The organism is Bordetella sp. MIP270_01_BMS (assembly GCF_054958705.1).
Map to the genome: position 1 here is coordinate 3,434,601 of NZ_CM143297.1, position 17,823 is coordinate 3,452,423.

At 63.1% G+C, this 17,823-nt stretch carries 15 protein-coding genes; 5 read left to right on the top strand and 10 right to left on the bottom strand.

Features of this window, described 5'->3' with window-relative positions; genetic code table 11:
* Positions 1-15: 15 nt before the first annotated feature.
* The 5 genes from ACV17W_RS16130 to ACV17W_RS16150 all read right to left on the bottom strand — a co-directional run bounded on the left by ACV17W_RS16130 (position 16) and on the right by ACV17W_RS16150 (position 5,573).
* Positions 16-900: an alpha/beta fold hydrolase gene (locus ACV17W_RS16130; RefSeq protein ID WP_462593340.1), complete on the bottom strand. Its 885-nt coding sequence runs from the start codon at positions 898-900 to the stop codon at positions 16-18.
* 208 nt (positions 901-1,108) lie between these two features.
* Positions 1,109-2,647: a tripartite tricarboxylate transporter permease gene (locus ACV17W_RS16135; protein ID WP_462593341.1), complete on the bottom strand. Its 1,539-nt coding sequence runs from the start codon at positions 2,645-2,647 to the stop codon at positions 1,109-1,111.
* 21 nt (positions 2,648-2,668) lie between these two features.
* Positions 2,669-3,184 carry a tripartite tricarboxylate transporter TctB family protein gene (locus ACV17W_RS16140; protein WP_462593342.1) on the bottom strand — a complete coding sequence of 172 codons (516 nt, stop codon included), beginning with the start codon at positions 3,182-3,184 and terminating at the stop codon, positions 2,669-2,671.
* Between the two features lie 15 nt (positions 3,185-3,199).
* Positions 3,200-4,219 carry a Bug family tripartite tricarboxylate transporter substrate binding protein gene (locus ACV17W_RS16145; protein WP_462593343.1) on the bottom strand — a complete coding sequence of 340 codons (1,020 nt, stop codon included), beginning with the start codon at positions 4,217-4,219 and terminating at the stop codon, positions 3,200-3,202.
* Between the two features lie 154 nt (positions 4,220-4,373).
* A complete protein-coding gene (locus tag ACV17W_RS16150; RefSeq protein ID WP_462593344.1) occupies positions 4,374-5,573 on the bottom strand; it encodes a pyridoxal-phosphate-dependent aminotransferase family protein in 1,200 nt (399 codons plus the stop codon).
* A gap of 194 nt (positions 5,574-5,767) precedes the next feature.
* On the opposite strand from ACV17W_RS16150, the gene ACV17W_RS16155 reads away from it, so the two are divergent.
* The 3 genes from ACV17W_RS16155 (at position 5,768) to ACV17W_RS16165 (ending at position 11,344) form a co-directional block, all read left to right on the top strand.
* Complete coding sequence (locus tag ACV17W_RS16155) at positions 5,768-6,520, top strand: GntR family transcriptional regulator (RefSeq protein ID WP_462593345.1); 753 nt, start codon at positions 5,768-5,770, stop codon at positions 6,518-6,520.
* Positions 6,521-6,542: 22 nt separating this feature from the next.
* The gene (locus tag ACV17W_RS16160) at positions 6,543-9,572 is read left to right on the top strand and encodes an FAD-binding and (Fe-S)-binding domain-containing protein (protein WP_462593346.1); all 3,030 of its coding nucleotides are present in this window, start codon (positions 6,543-6,545) and stop codon (positions 9,570-9,572) included.
* A 101-nt stretch (positions 9,573-9,673) separates the two neighbouring features.
* The gene (locus ACV17W_RS16165; RefSeq protein ID WP_462593347.1) at positions 9,674-11,344 is read left to right on the top strand and encodes an ABC-F family ATP-binding cassette domain-containing protein; all 1,671 of its coding nucleotides are present in this window, start codon (positions 9,674-9,676) and stop codon (positions 11,342-11,344) included.
* A 19-nt stretch (positions 11,345-11,363) separates the two neighbouring features.
* On the opposite strand, the gene ACV17W_RS16170 is transcribed toward ACV17W_RS16165, so the two are convergent.
* Entirely contained in the window at positions 11,364-11,759 is a 396-nt protein-coding gene (locus ACV17W_RS16170) for a DUF4148 domain-containing protein (protein WP_462593348.1), read from the bottom strand.
* 86 nt (positions 11,760-11,845) lie between these two features.
* Complete coding sequence (locus tag ACV17W_RS16175) at positions 11,846-12,799, bottom strand: alpha/beta fold hydrolase (RefSeq protein ID WP_462593349.1); 954 nt, start codon at positions 12,797-12,799, stop codon at positions 11,846-11,848.
* A 250-nt stretch (positions 12,800-13,049) separates the two neighbouring features.
* Here ACV17W_RS16175 and ACV17W_RS16180 point away from each other — a divergent pair, with 250 nt between their 5' ends.
* Positions 13,050-13,940, top strand: a complete 891-nt coding sequence (locus ACV17W_RS16180; protein WP_462593350.1) for a LysR family transcriptional regulator — start codon at positions 13,050-13,052, stop codon at positions 13,938-13,940.
* Between the two features lie 634 nt (positions 13,941-14,574).
* On the top strand, positions 14,575-15,543 hold the full coding sequence (locus ACV17W_RS16185; protein ID WP_462593351.1) for an AraC family transcriptional regulator: 969 nt from the start codon (positions 14,575-14,577) through the stop codon (positions 15,541-15,543).
* Positions 15,544-15,561: 18 nt separating this feature from the next.
* Here ACV17W_RS16185 and ACV17W_RS16190 read toward each other — a convergent pair whose 3' ends face one another.
* The 3 genes from ACV17W_RS16190 to ACV17W_RS16200 form a co-directional block, all read right to left on the bottom strand.
* A complete protein-coding gene (locus ACV17W_RS16190; protein ID WP_462593352.1) occupies positions 15,562-15,933 on the bottom strand; it encodes a DUF4148 domain-containing protein in 372 nt (123 codons plus the stop codon).
* A gap of 167 nt (positions 15,934-16,100) precedes the next feature.
* Positions 16,101-16,850: an SDR family NAD(P)-dependent oxidoreductase gene (locus ACV17W_RS16195; RefSeq protein WP_462593353.1), complete on the bottom strand. Its 750-nt coding sequence runs from the start codon at positions 16,848-16,850 to the stop codon at positions 16,101-16,103.
* 101 nt (positions 16,851-16,951) lie between these two features.
* Positions 16,952-17,785 carry an alpha/beta fold hydrolase gene (locus ACV17W_RS16200; protein WP_462596574.1) on the bottom strand — a complete coding sequence of 278 codons (834 nt, stop codon included), beginning with the start codon at positions 17,783-17,785 and terminating at the stop codon, positions 16,952-16,954.
* Positions 17,786-17,823: the final 38 nt, after the last annotated feature.

A 17,823-nucleotide genomic window follows, 5' to 3' on the forward strand; every position in this document is an offset into this window, starting at 1 on the left:
ACCGGCGTACCGCCTTCACCTCGCGCCCGGGCCAGCCGGGTGCACGCGATCCAGAAAGTCTCGTGCCAACAGCACGACTTCTTCCAGATTGGTTTCAAGTAACCAGTGGCCCCCATCCAGCAGGTGGAATTCGGCATCAGGCAGATCGCGCAGGTAAGCGCGCGCCGAGGCTTCAGGCATGTAATGATCCTGCGGTCCCCACACTATCAGTGTGGGTGGCCGATGGCGGGCCAGATAGTCCCGGTGCTGGGGGAACCACGCGCGGTTCTGCTTCAGCCCCGCGATCAGGTCGATCGCGACCTGTTTGCGTCGGGGCGTCATGAGCGACCAATGCAGTTTCCACAAGTCGGGAGGGATCGCGCTGGCAAGCTCCGGCCTGAGGTTGTTCAGAAACTCTTCCTGAAACACGGCTTCGGTGATGCTCTCGCCAATGGCGCGGCGCATATCGCTTTCGGGCAGGTGCCAGCTGGCCTCGATGTCGGCGTACTTGGGGCCGAGCGCATCTTCGTACGGGATGTCGCCGTTCTGGATGATCTGGGCCACGATGCGTTCCGGGTTCTTGATGGCCAGCCTGGCGCCCACGGGTGACCCGAAGTCGTGCAGGTACAGCACGAACCGGTGCAGGCCCAATGCCTTTACAAAGCCGTCCAGGAACTCGGCGTAGCCATCGGAGCTGTAGTCGAAGTCATCCGGCGTCGCGCTATATCCAGCCCCTGGAAAATCGGGCGCGATGAGGCGCCAGCGGTCGGCCAGGCGGGGCATGAAATTGCGGAATTCGTACGAAGAGCACGGATAGCCGTGTGGCAGCAGCACCACCGGTGCGTCCGGCGGGCCGGCTTCGCGGTAGAAAACGTCGATGCCGTCGACGGTGCGGCGACAATGCCTGACGTGATTGGCCATATAGCAGCACTCCTGCGATTGAGCCCGTGCTCGCGGCAAACGCGGCGCCATGCGGGCACCGCGCAGCCGGGCGCGAGCGGGTCGGCGAGATAGTGCTATTTTGTGCGGATCGCGCGGTAGTCGCCAGCGCCGTACATGCCTGGCTACCCACCGATACAGTTCACTACGGTTTGCCTGGCCCGTGCGCCGGTCCCATCGTCTGCGTCAGTTATCCGTTGGCCTTGCCGATGGCCGATTCATTGCCGCCGCCGCCGCCCGAGCGGCGAATCAGCCGCCAGAGAAGACTGACCAATGGCCAGAACAGCATCACCAGCGCCAGGGTCGTAATGGTGCCCACCAGGCCGTTGGACCAGAACACGTGCAGGCCGGTGCCGGGGCCCAGCATGGACTGCCGGAACGCGTCTTCCATGCGGTCGCCCAGCACCAGGGCCAGGATCATTGGAGCCAGGGGATATGAAAGTTTTTTCAGCACATATCCGACGACGCCGAAGAACAGCATGAACCAGACGTCGAGCATGGCGTTATTGACCGAGTAGGCCCCTATTGCGCAGACGACGATGATGATGGGGGCCACGATGGCGAACGGTATGCGCAGGATGGCCGCGAACAGGGGCACTGTGCTCAATACGATCAGCAGGCCAACGAAGTTGCCCAGATACATGCTTGCGATCAGCCCCCATACGAATTCCTTTTGTTCCACGAACAGCAGGGGGCCGGGCTGCAATCCCCAGATCATCAGTCCGCCCAGCAGAACCGCAGCCGTAGCTGAGCCCGGGATGCCCAGGGCCAGCATGGGCAGCAGGGCCGACGTGCCCGAGGCGTGCGCCGCCGTTTCCGGAGCAATCACGCCTTCGATCTGCCCCGTACCGAACTTGTGACCGTTGCGCGAGAAACGTTGCGCCAGCCCGTAGCCCATGAACGAAGCGGCGGTGGCGCCGCCGGGCGTGACACCCATCCAGCAGCCCACTATTGTGCTGCGAACGAGCGTCATCCAGTACCTGGGCATTTCCTTCCAGGTCTGCAGCACGACCTTCAGGTTGATCCGGCCGTTCTTGCCTTCGAACTTCAGGCCTTCTTCCATGCTGACCAGAATCTCGCCGATGCCGAACAGACCGATGACCACCACCAGGAAGTCCACTCCCCGCAACAACTCCGACCATCCGAAAGTCATGCGCAGGCCGCCGCTGATGGTGTCCATGCCGACGGCGGCCAAGCCGAAACCCACCATCATGGAAATAATGGTCTTGAAAGGCGTCTTCTTGTCGGTGCCTACAAAGCTGCAGAAGGTCAGCAGGAAGACCGCAAAGAACTCTGGTGGTCCAAAGCGTAGAGCGAACTTGGATACCAGTGGAGCCAGGAAGGTGATGAGCAGAACCCCCGACAGCGCGCCAAAGAACGATCCAGTGAACGATGCCGTGAGCGCATTGCCGGCCCGGCCTTGCTGGGCCAGGGGATAGCCGTCGAAGGTGGTCGCCACCGACGAAGTTTCGCCGGGAATGTTGAACAGAATCGACGTGATGGCGCCGGCGAACAGCGAGCCCCAATAAATGCACGACAGCATGATGATCGCCGACGTGGGAGGCATGGTAAAGGTCAGTGGCAGCAGGATCGCCACTCCGTTGGGGCCTCCCAGGCCCGGCAGCACGCCGATGACGACGCCCAGCACCAGCCCTATGAACATCATCAGCAGGTTGTACCAGCTCAGTACTGTGCCGAATCCATGGAATAAAGCGTTCAGTTCATCCACTTCGAATCTCCTGTCCCTGGATCAGTAGCCAAAGAGGGCTTCAAGCGGCCCTTTGGGCAAAGGCACCAGAAACTGGATCTCGAACATCCAGAACAGCAGCACGTTTACGCCGAGGCTGACCAGCACAGTCTTCAACCACGAGATCTTGCCCAATACCCGCATGAATGCGGCGATGAACAGGGTCGAGGCGACGTAGATGCCCAGCAATTGGATCAGCAGCACATACACGGCCGTGGGCAGCAATACCAGCAGTACCAGGCGGAACCTGTCCCAGGTGACGAACACCTGGCGATTCCGGTTCTTGCCGAACAGGGCCTTCAGGAAGACGGCGACGCTGGCGATACAGATGATGAGCCCTACGTGGTAGGGGAAGTACCCCGATTCCGGGCCGTCGACGGCCCACGAGGTGCCGATGCGGTGGTTGTCCACCATCATCACCACGCCCATCACGAAGAACGCCACCGCCATGATCGCATCGACGGCGCTGTGCGACAGCCCGCCTGCCGGCGGGCTTTCCTGCATTTGCTGATGATCCATCCTGATTCCCCGGGCTTATTTCTTCGCGGCCAGGCCGGCTTCTTCCATCAGCTTCTTGTGGTTGGCCTCATCCTGCTCCAGGAACTTCACGAAGTCCTCGCCGGTCCGGTAATCGCCCTTGAGCGCCTGCTTGGCCAGATATTCCTTCCATTCCGGCGTCTCGCTGATTTTCTTGATCAGGTCGGCGTAATAGGCGGCCTGTTCCGCCGTGGTGCCCGGCGGCAGGAAGAAGGCGCGCAACATCTGGTATTGCACGTCGTAGCCTTCCTCTTTGCAGGTGGGAATGTCAGCCCAGGACTGTACTTTGGTGATCTTGTCCTTGAACTCCATGCGCTCGTCGGAAAACACACACAAGGCATTGACCTGGCCGGCGCGCCACTGCGCGATGTTCTCGCTGGGGTTGTTCACGTTCGAGTTCGTGTGTTTGCCCACCAGCTGCGTCACGGCTTCGCCGCCGCTTTTGTAGGGTACATAGGTGAACTTCACCCCGGCCACTTTTTCAAGCGCCACGGTAATGATCTGGTCCTCGCGCTTGGCGCCCGTGCCCCCCATCTTGAACTGTCCGGGCGACGCTGCCTTGACGGCATTCAGATAGTCGGCGGCGGTTTTGTACGGCTCTTCTGAATTCGTCCAAAGCAGGAATTCGTCCTGGGCGATCATCGCCACCGGATTCAGGTCACGCCAGTTGAACGGCAGGTTGACGGCAATGGGCAGCGTGTAAATGGCCGAGAAAGCCACCATCAGCTTGTGGGGGTTGCCGGGTGAGGCCTTGGTGTCCATGATGCCTTCGGCCCCGCTGGCGCCACCCTTGTTCAGCACCAGCGTCGACTGCTTCATCAGCTTGTGCTTCAGGATGATGCTCTGCAGTGTGCGCGCCATCTGGTCCGAGGCGCCGCCGGCGCCCGCCGGGACGATGATTTCGACCGGCCGGGTAGGTTCCCAGGCTTGGGCAGGGACTGCCGCCAGGCCGCCCAGGGCGGCCAGCGATGCCAGCAGATAGGTTTTTTTCGACAGTCTGTGAGTCAGGTGCTTCATTTGTGTCTCCTCCGGTGGTGCCACGGGGACGCCCGGTATCGGTACGCCTAGTTCGAGCCTTCCTGTCCTGCTAGTCCTGTTGTGGTTTCCCTATTGGCGGACTTTATGTACTCAGATGCGGCCGCGGGGGCGGCGAGTCGCCAGGCCGCCGATGCTATCGGGCAGGCTGCGGCTGGCTGCTGTCGGCCAGATAGTCCAGGGCCGCCTGCACGCCACCGGGCTGATGCGGCACGCCAGCTTTCTTCAGTCCCATCTCTACCCCGGAGAGCGTGGCGCACAGCGTCAGGTCATTGAAGTCGCCCAGATGGCCGATGCGGAAAACCTTGTCCGAAAGCTTGCTCAGCCCTTGGCCGAGCGACATGTTGAAGTTTGTGAGCACCGCCTTGCGGAATGCGTCGGCGCTGTGGCCCTCGGGCATCATGACCGCTGTCAGTGCCGGGCTGTATTCTTCGGGTCTGGCGCACAGGATTTCCAGGCCCCAGGCGCGTACGGCCCGGCGGGTGGCTTCGCCATGGCGCCGGTGCCGGCCAAATACGTTTTCCAGCCCTTCGTCGAACAGCATTTCCAGCGCTTCGTGCAAGCCGTAGAGCAGATTGGTGGCCGGCGTGTAAGGGAAGTACCCGGTAGGGTTGATCGCCAGCATTTCTTTCCAGTCCCAATACGACCGGGGCAGGGCGGCCGTTTCCGACGCCTTCAGGGCCTTGGCGCTGACGGCGTTGAACGACAGCCCAGGCGGCAGCATCAGGCCCTTTTGCGAGCCCGACACGCTGACGTCCACTCCCCAGTCGTCGTGCCGGTATTCCACCGAGCCCAGCGACGAGATCGTATCTACCATCAGCAGCGCGGGATGCCCCGCTTCGTCAATCGCCTTGCGTACGGCCGCCACGTCGCTGACCACGCCGGTGGCCGTCTCGTTGTGCACCACACATACGGCCTTGATCTGCCGACCCTGGTCCGCGGCCAGGCGCCTGCCGATCTGCTCGGCATCGGCGCCGTGGCGCCAATCGCCGTCCTGGAACTCAACCTCAAGGCCGAGCCGCTCTGCCAGGCGTTTCCAAAGGGCGGCGAAGTGGCCGGTTTCGGCCATCAGCACCTTGTCGCCGGGCGAAAGCGTATTGACCAGCGCTGCTTCCCAGGCGCCGGTGCCCGACGACGGGTAGATGATCACGTCGCCCTGCGTATGGAAAATTTTCTTCATGCCGGCGAGCACGGCCTTGCCCAGCTCGCCGAATTCGGGGCCGCGATGGTCAATGGTGGGGTGGTCGATGGCGCGCAGGACGCGGTCGGGCACATTCGTGGGCCCGGGGATCTGCAGGAAGTGGCGACCAGACGGGTGCGAATACAGCGGAAGCATTTCGAGCTCCTGATAATTTGGTATACAAAATACCAATTGTCGGGAAGAATACGCAGCAAAGCGAGCATCCTGCAAGCGGAATCTATGCGGCGGCACAGCATTTTTCGGGGGCGCACACACAGTAGAATGTGCGTCGGTTGATCGTTTGGCAGCGGCCAGATGCATCTTTTTGTATACCAAACAGAACGAATCCTGTGAGCCTGCAACCCCACCCCGTCCCATCGGCCCCCGAGCCGCTCGCCCCCGCCGGCGCGGTCGATCGCCGCACGCTGCCGGCGGCCATCGCCGATCGCTTGCGCGACATGATCATCGAAGGCGAGCTCGCGGCGGGTGCGCGGCTCAACGAGCGTGCCCTGTGCGACCGCCTCCAGGTGTCGCGCACGCCCTTGCGCGAAGCGTTCCGTCTGCTGTCGGCTGACGGGCTGATCCGCATGCAACCCAACCGCGGCGCGCATGTCGTGGCATTGTCCGAAACCGACATCCGCGAAAGCTTTGAAGTCATGGGCGCACTCGAAGCGCTTTCAGGCGAGCTGGCGTGCAAGCGCATCACCGACCAGGAGATATCCGAGATCCAGGCGCTGACATTCGAAATGCAGGCGTGCCACGCGCGCCGCAATCTGTCGGCGTATTACCACCTCAACCGCGTCATCCACGACCGGATCAACGCGGCTGGCCACAACCAGCTGTTGTCGCAGGTCTACACCAGTATCAACTTGCGCCTGCAGAACCTCAGATTCCGTTCCAACCTCAACCCCGAAAAATGGGACAAGGCCATGCGCGAGCACATGGAGATGGCGGATGCGCTGGCATCGCGTGACGGCCCCAGGTTGGCCGGATTGCTCAGCCAGCACCTGCAGCGCAAAGGCGAAGCCGTCCTTGAAAACCTGAAGGCGGCCGGCCATGCGGGCAGCGCTTCCACAGCGGCAGACCTCCACATCGAAACCTGATACGTCCCACCTTCGAAGGCTTATGAACGCGCCCCTGCCTTTGCCCTTGCACGCCGAACTGAATCCGTTGCACCGTGAACTGGCCGACCGGCTGCGCGGCGCCACCCAGGGAGAGGTGCTCTTCGAGCGTGGCGCGCGGGGGCGCTACGCCACCGACGCATCCATCTACCAGGTCGATCCGGTGGGCGTGCTCGTTCCCAGGTCTGCCGATGACGTGGCCGCGGCGCTGGGTCTGTGCCGCGAGCTCGGGGTGCCGGTACTGGCGCGCGGGGCCGGCACGTCGCAATGCGGCCAGACGGTGGGGGCCGCGCTGGTCATCGACAACAGCAAGTACCTGAATCGCGTAGTGCATTTCGACCGCGACGCCATGACTGTAACCGTAGAGCCGGGCATGGTGCTGGATCACCTGAATGCCTGGCTCAAGCCGCACGGGGTCTGGTTTCCGGTCGATGTCAGCACTTCGGCACAGTGCACCCTGGGCGGCATGGCGGGCAATAACTCCTGTGGCTCGCGTTCCATCGCCTACGGCAACATGGTGCACAACGTGCTCAGCATCGATGCCTTGCTGCTGGACGGCACGTCCGCCACCTTTGCCGAAGCTGGCCGCATGGAAAGCGCGCCGGAACGGGTACGCAATCTGGTCCGCCGGCTGCATGACATCGCCGCCCGCGAAAAAGACGAACTCGAGCGTATGGTGCCGTCCGTGCTGCGGCGGGTGGGTGGCTACAACCTCGATATTTTCCATCCGCAAAGCCCGCGCCCATACACCGCCGATGGGCAGGTGAATCTGGCGCACATGCTGGTAGGAAGCGAGGGCACCCTGGCCTATACGCGCAGCATCACGCTGAAGCTGGCGCCGCTGCCGGCCGCGAAGGCGCTCGGGGTGGTCAACTTCCCCACCTTCTACCAAGCCATGGACATGACGCGCCATATCGTGGCGCTCGGCCCCTGTGCAGTCGAACTGGTCGACCGCACCATGATAGATCTTGCGCGAAGCAACCCCGCTTTCCGCCCAGTGATCGACGCCGCGATCATTGGTGAGCCCGAAGCCATATTGCTGGTTGAGTTCGCTGGCGAATCGCACGCCGATCAGGTGGCCAGCCTGGGCAGGCTGGTCCAGCTGATGGGCGATCTGGGCCTGCCCGGATCGGTGGTTGAAATGCCGGAAGCGGGCGCGCAGAAGGCGCTCTGGGACGTGCGCAAGGCCGGGCTCAACATCATGATGAGCATGCGAGGCGACGGCAAGCCAGTGTCTTTCATTGAAGACTGCGCGGTGCCGCTGGAACACCTGGCCGAATACACCAGCCAGCTCACCGAAGTCTTCGCCCGGCACGGCACCCGGGGCACCTGGTACGCGCATGCCTCGGTGGGCACGCTGCATGTCAGGCCGATACTGGATATGCGCCGGGATGGCGCCCGGAAGATGCGTGCCATCGCCGAAGAGGCCGGCGCGTTGGTGCGGCGTTATAAAGGGGCCTTTTCCGGTGAGCATGGCGACGGCCTGGTGCGCAGCGAATGGGTGGCGTGGCAGTTCGGCGCCCGCCTGACTCGCGCCTTCGAGGAAATCAAGGACGTTTTCGATCCCGATCGCCTGATGAATCCGGGCAAGATCGTGCGCAGCAGCAAGATGGACGACCGGTCGTTGTTCCGATTCAAGCCCGACTACCAGGTCATCAAGCTGACGCCCGCCCTGGATTGGTCTGCCTGGGACGTGCATAGCGATCCTGCCACGGAAACGGTAAGCGCGCCGGGCACGGGCGGCGACCCGGCGCAGGGGTGGGCAAAGGCCGTAGAGATGTGCAACAACAACGGTCATTGCCGCAAGTTCGATGCCGGCACCATGTGCCCCAGCTATCGCGTCACGCGCGACGAGCAACACCTGACGCGGGGGCGCGCCAATACGCTGCGCCTGGCGCTGTCCGGGCAATTGGGGCCCGACGCGCTGGCGTCAGACGAAATGCGCGCCACGATGGACTTGTGCGTCAGCTGCAAAGGCTGCAAGCGCGACTGTCCCACTGGCGTGGATATGGCAAGGATGAAAATCGAATTCCTCAACCAATGGCGCCAGAAGCGCGGGCTTGCGGTGAAAGACCGGCTGATCGCATCGCTGCCGCGCTGGGCGCCTTGGGCAAGCCGCCTGCCGTTCCTGTTCAATCTGCGCGACACGATCCCGGGGGCGGCGTATTTATCCGAAAGGCTGCTGGGCTTTTCCGCGCGGCGCACCTTGCCCAGATGGCGCGGCGACGTGTTCACTCGGCGTGCGAGGGCGACGGACAAGAACGCAGCCGACGTCGTGCTGTTCGCCGACACATTCAACAACTACTTCGAAGCAGAGAACGCCCGCGCTGCGCTGCAGGTGCTGGAGGCGGCGGGGTACCGGGTCCATGTTGCCATGCCGGCCCAGGGGGATGCCGAGCCCGCGCGCCCGCTGTGTTGCGGGCGCACTTATCTTTCCGCCGGCATGGTCGACCAGGCCAAGGACGAAGCGCGCCGCGTCATTGCCGCCTTGCAGCCCTTCGTCGAACGCGGCATACCCATCGTGGGGCTGGAACCTTCGTGCCTGCTGTCGCTGCGTGACGAGTTCCTGGTCATGGGGCTCGGGGAACCCGCCGTCGCGGTGTCCCGGCACGCATTCCTGTTCGAGGAGTTCCTGGCCCGCGAGCTGAAGGCCGGCAAGCTCGACCTGAAACTGAAACCCCTGCCGCAAACGCGCGCCTTGCTGCATGGGCATTGCCATCAGAAGGCCCACGGCGCGGTCGGGCCCGTGCAGCAGGTGCTGGCCCTGATACCGGGCCTGAAGGTGGAACTGATCGAAGCCAGTTGCTGCGGCATGGCCGGCAACTTTGGCTATGAGGCATCGCACTACGACATCTCGATGCAAATGGCAGAGCTTGCTTTACTGCCGGCCGTGCGAAACGCCGGGGCCGATACGGTCCTGGTGGCAGACGGCACCAGTTGCCGCCACCAGATCGCGGATGGCACCCAGGCCGAAGGTCGATTGCAGGCCGAACATGTGGCCTGCGTGCTGCGCAGGGCGCTCGCGCCGGATTGACGAGCGCTATCCGCTACAATCCTGGGCTCACCTGGCGCAGAACGCCCCCCCGCAGGGCCGATTTGGCCACGCCTTGAACCGCCGTTTCACCTTCCCCCTCCATGATCATCCTAAAGAACGTGACCGTGCGTCGCGGCAGCAAAGTATTGCTCGAAAAAGCTTCGGTCACGCTCAATCCCGGGGAAAAAGTCGGCCTGGTAGGCCGCAACGGGGCCGGGAAGTCTTCATTGTTCGCTGTATTGAATGGAACCCTCCAGGAAGACGCGGGCGAATTATCCATTCCAGCGCATTGGCGCATGTCTCAGGTAGCACAAGACATGCCGGAGACCGACCAGAGCGCGACCGACTTCGTGGTCGCGGGCGATACCCGACTGCTCGGCGCCCAGGACGAAGTGGCCGCGTCCGAGGCCAGTGGAGATGGCATGCGCATGGCAGAAGCCTATATGGCACTGCACGACGCGGGGGCGCACGACGCGCCCGCCCGGGCGCAGGCGCTGATTCTTGGGCTGGGGTTCAGCGTGGCCGAGCTCGAGCGGCCGGTCAACAGCTTCTCGGGCGGATGGCGCATGCGCCTGCAGTTGGCTCGAGCCCTCATGTGCCCGTCGGACCTGCTGTTGCTCGACGAGCCCACCAATCACCTGGACCTGGACGCGCTGGTGTGGCTGGAAGCCTGGCTGAAGAACTACGCCGGCACGATGGTTGTGATCAGCCATGACCGCGAGTTCCTGGATGCCATCACGGGCGTCACCCTGCATATCGATCATGGCAAGCTGGTGCGGTATGGCGGCAACTACAGCAAGTTTGAAGATATGCGCGCCGAGCAGATGTTGCTGCAGCAGGCCGCCCATGCCAGGCAACAGGAGAAAGTCGCGCATCTGCAGAAATTCATCGATCGCTTCAAGGCAAAAGCCAGCAAGGCCAAGCAGGCGCAAAGCCGGGTCAAGGCGCTCGAGCGCATGGAGAAGATCGCCCCGGTGCTGGCGGATGCTGAATTTCAGTTCGAGTTCAAAGAGCCGTTCAGTCTCCCCAACCCCATGCTGACCATGGCGGGAGCCAGCTTCGGCTATCCGCCGCCCGACGGGGCGCCGCATGACGCTCCGCCCGCCATCATTGTGCAGAAGGTAAACCGTTCCGTGCTGGCCGGGCAGCGCGTCGGCATACTGGGCGCGAACGGGCAGGGCAAGTCGACCTTGGTAAAGACCATAGCCGGTGCGCTGCAACCGATCGCCGGCGAGATCATCACTGGCAAGGGCCTGAATATCGGCTACTTCTCGCAGCAAGAGCTCGACGTGCTGCGCCCAGCCGATAATCCGCTCGAGCACATGATACGGCTGGTTCGCGATACGCCCGCCAGCGTGCGTCCCAGCGGCGCCGATTGCCGTGAACAAGGGTTGCGCAATTTCCTCGGCACCTTCAACTTCAGCGGCGATATGGTCAACCAGGCTGTCGGCAGCATGAGTGGCGGCGAAAAGGCGCGGCTGGTGCTTTGCATGATTGTCTGGCAGCGCCCCAACCTGTTGCTCCTCGACGAGCCGACCAATCATCTGGACCTGGCTACGCGAGAGGCGCTGAGCGTTGCGCTGAACGAGTTCGAAGGTTCGGTCATGCTGGTCAGCCACGACCGTGCGTTGCTGCGATCAGTGTGCGATGAGTTCTGGCTGGTGTCGCGGGGCGGTGTGCAGGACTTCGACGGCGATCTTGACGACTACCAGGTCTATCTGCTGGAGGAAGCCCGGCGTCGGCGGGACCCGGCAGGGCGCGGCATGGGCTAGACGGCAGGCGTCAAGCGGGTCAAAGCGTCAGGGGAGGGTAGTCCAGGTCGCCAAAGCTCACCAGGCCTGCCGTTCTGGCTTGCGCCAGTTCGCTTCGGGTGTCGGCACGGCTTTTGGTGCCGGGAACGAATGCGAGGCGGGGGTAGTCCAGTTCGCCGTCGCCCACCAGCCCCGCGGTCCTGGCCGAATAGAGGTCCGCCCGTACATCCGAGCGGGTGACACCCGAGGTCATGACCGAGGGTAGCGGCGACGGCGCTTCACCGAAACTGAGTTGCCCGGCGAGCCTCGCGGCCTGAAGTTCCGCGAGCACCTGGGCTCGCGTGGGCGGTGAGTTGGCACCCATGGTGGCAGCGCCGGCGGGCGCTCCCCCAAGACAGGCGGACAGGACGATCATGCTGGACAGGGCGACTTTCATGGCAATACTCCGGATCGGTAGATGACAATGCATCAGTGAAGGCGCTGCCGTTGACGCCCACAGGCGCTCAACGCGACGCCCTGGGATCAGTTCTGCAGGAATTCCAGCAGGTCCTGATTGAATCGGTCTTTGTGCGTGTCGGTGAGCCCGTGGGGCGCGCCCGGGTAGACAATCAGCTTCGAGCCCTTGACCATCGCGGCGGCGGCCTTGCCCGATATGTCGAGCGGTACTAGCTGGTCATCGTCCCCATGCACGATCAGCGTGGGTATGTCGAACCGCTTCAGGTCGCCGCGAAAATCGCTCGCCGAGAAAGCGGCGATGGAATCGAAAGTATTTTTGTGGCCGGCCTGCATGCTCTGTGCGAACCACGAGTCGATCAAGCCCTGCGACACTTTGGCGCCCGGCCGGTTGAAGCCGTAGAACGATCCGGCGGCGATCTCGCGGTACAGCTCGGCGCGATTTTCCAATGACGCCTTGCGCAGGCCATCGTATACCTCGATCGGCAAGCCATCGGGGTTGCTCGGGGTCTTCAGCAGCATCGGCGGTATGGCGCTGATCAGCGCAGCTTTCTTGACCCGTTCGGTACCGTGGCGTCCGATATAGCGGGCTACTTCGCCGCCACCCGTCGAAAAGCCCACGGTCGTCACGTCCCGCAGGTCCAGCGCGTTGATCACCGCCGCGAGGTCGTCGGCATAATGGTCCATGTCATTGCCATCCCAGGGCTGGCTGGAGCGGCCATGCCCACGACGATCGTGGGCGACGACGCGATAGCCTTTGTCCGCCAGGAAAAGCATCTGCGATTCCCAGCTGTCGGAGCTGAGTGGCCAGCCATGGCTGAACGTGACGACTTCACCGTCCTTGGGCCCCCAGTCTTTGTAGTAAAGGCGCACGCCATCGGCCGTGACAATGTAATTCCCCTCGACGGTGGCCTGCGCAACCGCTTGCGCGGGCGCCGTGGGCTGAGGGGCGGCTGCGGTGACCCCGGCATGCAGTGTCGTTGCCAGTACGCCGGCGGCGAGTTTTCGGGTGGTAGCGTTCATGGTTGGCAGTTCCTGTCGAGTGACTTGCCGGGCGAGGCTGTCCCGGTAAGACGAATTCTGCGCGGCTGTCCAGCTTGGGTGGTGACCGAGCGTTCTGGAAACTTGATGCGGCGTACCGACTTCGGGCGCAGGGCGTGCCAGAGTCGCGAAACCCAGGCCGCCGTGGCGCTCCTGTTAATATTGCCTGCCGGGCCGATACATAAGTCGAACGAGGCGGCGCGGCGCTCAACGGCTCGAAAGCGGGGGATTCATGGAAACGCCTGACAGGCAGTTACGCACGTTTGTGTGTATCGCCCGCCTTGGATCGTTGTCCAAAGCGGCCGACGTGCTCGACCAGACTCAATCCAGCCTCAGCAAGCAGCTCGCGGCGCTTGAAGCCACTATTGGCCAGCCCCTGTTCATTCGGACCGGGCGCGGTGTCGAAACCACTGAAGTGGGCAGGCAGCTTTATGAAAATACCCGGCGGGCCTATCTTGAAATCGACCAGGCGTTCGAATGTCTGTGCAGTCAGCAGGGGACCCACGGCACGGTAAGACTGGCTACCGTCCACACGCTCAGCTACTACTTCACCGCCGACGTCGTCGCCAGCTTTGTCAGCACACGGCCCAATGTGAATCTGTCGCTGATGGGGCGCAGTTCTCCCGACGTCGTTGCACTGGTAGAGAGCGGCAAGGCCGATCTGGGTTTTGTGTATGACTCGGCCGTGGATTCGGGGAGCCTGACGTCATCGTTGTTGTTCGACGATGAGATGGCCCTGATTGTGCCCTGCGATTCCGACCTGGAAGGTCCGCAAGACTTGTCCACCCTGCCCATGAAGTTCATCGGGTTTCCGCCCGACTACGCGCTGCGGCGAATGCTGCATAGCGCCGGCCTGCAGCCCAAGATCACCGCAATGGCGGAAACGGTGGATTCCATGCTGCGGCTGGCTGCTTCGGGTATCGGCGCCTGCGTCCTGCCGTGGCGCATGCCCGGGAAGATGCTCGCCGAGTATGGCGTGCGGCGCCTTCCCATTGCCAGCCCTGCCATGCGGCGACGCGTCGTCGTCATCACGCAGGCTGGCCGGGTGTCGGCGCCGTTGCGGGATGACCTGCTGCAATGTGCCATGATAGCGACGCGATTGCGCGAGCAGCCCGTGGAATAGCAGGTATGAGCTGGTATCTATAGCTTCCGTCGGCGTATGCCGACATAATCTGGGCTGACAGCTCGCAGGAAACGGCATGATCGCCGTGGTCCGGCAGGGCGCCGATTCAAGATGCATGGCGCGGCGCAAGCCGGACACAGCCCTTGCTCGCGAGACGTCCCCGCCAACACCCAGGCGCACGAGCGCCACGCGGTGGACGACGGCCGGGCACATCCGCCCACGCATCATGACGCATACCCTGCGGCATACGTCTGAATCGCCGTGCCTGCCAGACCCGAGGCCGCGGCCTCGGACGCGAACAGACCGCTCGCATCGCGGAACAAACATTGAAAGGGATCACTATGACGATATCGACGTCACAGGCGTCGCGTGCGCGCCCGAAGCGCGGCACCGCTGGCGCAGGCACCTCGCGTGGCGAGCCTGCGCCGCTCCAGCCCTGGAGCGCTGGGCGCAACGGCATGCGCGAAACCACGCATGCCTCGGCTACCGTCGCCGGCAGGCGGAGACCTGTCATTGCCCGTCGCAGTGCCGCCGCGACAGATGTCCTTATCGGCTTTGCGGACCACGGCTGCTGGATCATGCACGGGCCGGGGCGCGTTGCGTGGACACGCCCCGGGCGTGAGGGGCTCGGTTAATGGAACGCTATCTTGATTATTATTTTCTGTTGGGCGCCAGGCTATTCGACGTGGGCGTGACGCAGGGCTTTGACGTTCCAGAGAGCGGCTGCCCTTACGGGCGCCTTTACATGGTGCGCAGCGGTGGGCTCGAAGTGCGTGCCGGCACACAGTCTGTGCGCATCGATCGCCCCAGCCTGCTGCTTATCCCTCGACCCCGCACGCATCGGCTGATTCCGGATCGCGGCACCGGCGTTGACATGGTTGGCGCGAAACTGTCGTTCGACGGCGGCGCGAATAATATGGCCGTGTCCGCGCTTCCGGATATCGTGTGCCTTGCGATGGACGAAATCGATGGCGCGGGCCCGGTGCTCGCGCTTCTGTTCGAAGAGACGACCGACCAGCGCTGCTGGCGTGCCGCGCTGGTCGAAAGGCTGCTTGAAGTCGTGATGATCCAGGTGCTGCGCCAGCTGGTGGAGAGCGGTCAGTTCCGGCGGGGGCTGTTTGCGGGGTTGTCGCACCCGCGGCTGCGCAACGCATTGGTGGCCATGCATGACGAACCCGGGAAGCCCTGGACGCTGGACATGCTGGCAAATGTGGTGGGTATGTCTCGCAGTGTGTTCGCCACGGTTTTCCGGGAGACTGTGGGCGCCACGCCCGGCCAGTATTTGCAGAGCTGGCGCATACAGTTGGCTCAGAAAGCCATGCGCAGAGGTCGCCCGTTGAAATCGATTGCTATCGAGGTCGGTTACGGAAGCGAGTCAGCCTTGTCCCGTGCATTCAAGTCGCAAACAGGAAAGTCTCCTCGCCAGTGGAAGGCCGACAGCCGGCGGCTGCGGGCGTGCTCCCGGCCCGGAGAACCGGACGGCAACGACCGTAAGGCGGGTGCCGTTGTGATGCGGGTGCCCGGCCCCCATGACTGTACGGGCGTTGGTCTTGAAGGCGCGTGTACTCACATGAGGCCGAGGGCGCGAACGACCGCCACATAGTATGAGCCGGACCAGTCATCAGTTTGCATGTACGAGCCGCTGCGTTGCTGTGGCGTGCAGGTACTGCAGCTGCTTGTTGCGGTAAGCGGCGCTGTCCATGTCGGGCGTGATGTTGCTCTGCCATTCCTGGGCCAGGCCGGCCTGCGTCCAGGCCGCAAGGTCGGCTGCAACCTGGTCTCTCCCGATGGTGGAGTGACTTTCCGGAACGTAGGTCTGCTCTTCGTCATGCAGCTCGCCGCTGGCCTTGGCAGATGCCAGATCGGCCACGACTGCTGCGCGAGTTTCAGTGGAAATGCTGGGGGGGACGTCGGTTTCTTCGGCGGCGTGGCCAATGGAAGTCATGCCGAACACAGAAAGGGCGATGGCAGCGAGGGCAATACGGGTATTCATGACGTTTTCCTTAAGGTTGGCAGTCGGCGAGCGTGCATGGTTTTCGGGCCGCCGCTGGATTTATCAAAGACGTTTCGATTCCTGGTGTTCTTCACATGGTGATTCCTCCCGGGTCAGGTAAAGGTTAGGTAAAGGGTTTATTCCGCCCGCCTGGGCGTGTGGTGACGTCAGGTCAGTGCTAGCCCGCCGTCGACGCGCAGCTCGGTGCCGGTAATGAAGGCGCTGGCATCGGAACCCAGGAACGCCGCGCAGCGAGCGAGTTCGTGAGCGCTCGCCAGGCGGCCCAGTGGAATGGCCTGGGCCAGCTGTTGTTCGAAAGCGGGCCGGTCCTGCGCCGAAACGCCGAGCTTGGCGAGAATCGGGGTGTCGGTCGGACCGGGGCTCAGCACGTTGACGCGTATGCGGCGTGTCTTCAGCTCCAAGGCCCAGGCTCGTGCGAAGGCGCAGATCGCTGCTTTGGTTCCCGCATAAACGGCGTGGTTCTCGAGCACCTTTGAGCTCGCGATGGAACCCGTCAAAATGATGGATCCGCCGTCGCGCATCAGGGGAAGCATCTTCTTTACGCCAAAGAACACGGCGCGGGTGTTGGTGGCGAATTGCGCTTCGTAGCTTTGTTCGCTGACGGCCTCGGTCGGCTCGATATGGTTGATCCCGGCGTTCGCCACATACACGTCTACCGCGTCGAAACGCCTTGCGGTTTCGGCTGCCAACCGATCATGGGTGTCCAGGTCGGCGACGTCGCCGACGATGCCGAAGGCTGCACGGCCCAAGCCGTGCACGGCCTCGTCCACGGCTTGCTGGCGCCTTCCCAGGATGGCCACGCGCGCGCCTTCGGCGATGAAGCCCTGAGCGATGGCGTAGCCGATGCCACTGTTTCCGCCGGTAATGACGGCAGTCTTTCCTTTCAACGAACTCATGGATACTCTCCTTGCGCGGCCGGGCCGGCTGCTGGCCGGCTGCTGGCGGGGGCAGCGCGCGTCCCGGCCCTGTCGTGTTGCTGCAGGCGGTGTTTGCCGGATCAGGCGGTTTCTTTGATGAATGCGAGCAGGTCGGCGTTTATGCGGTCCTGATGTGTCGCGGTCAGGCCATGCGGCGCGCCGGGGTAATAGCGCTCTCGCGCGTTCCGCACCAGCCGCGCAGCCTTTTTCGCTGAGTTGTGCACCGGCACGATCTGGTCATCTTCACCGTGCATGAACAGCGTCGGTACGCTGATCTTCTTGAGGTCTTCCGAAAAGTCGGTTTCGGAGAAAGCCTTGATGCACTCGTAAGCGTTTATTTGTCCGCTTTGCATGCTCCAGAGCCAGAATTGATCCAGCAGGCCTTGAGACACCTTTGCATCGGCACGGTTGGCGCCATAGAAGGGCACGGCAAGCTCTTTATAGAAGTGGGACCGGTCGCGCGCCACGCCGGCGCGTATATCGTCGAAAACCGAGAGAGGCAGCCCTTCAGGATTGGCAGCCGATCTCACCATCACGGGCGGCACCGCACCGATCAGTACGGCGCGGGCAACGCGCTTGTTGCCATGCCGGCCGATGTATCGGGCTACCTCGCCCCCGCCTGTTGAATGACCGACCATGGTGATCTGGTCAAGGTCGAGCGCTTCGATAAGCTGGGCAAGGTCGTCGGCATAGCTGTCCATGTTGTTGCCCACGGAAGGTTGCGATGATCGCCCATGGCCACGCCGATCGTGCGCGATGACCCGGAATCCCTTGTCCACAAGAAACTGCATCTGCCCATCCCAGGCATCGGAGTTCAACGGCCAACCGTGCGAAAAGGTGACCACGGGGCCGTCGCCCCAGTCTTTGAAATAGATCTGCGTGCCGTCGGCGGTAGTGATGGTGTTGCGCTTCATGGGTCGTGTCTCCTGGATCGAGGATTTACGCGGTGCGG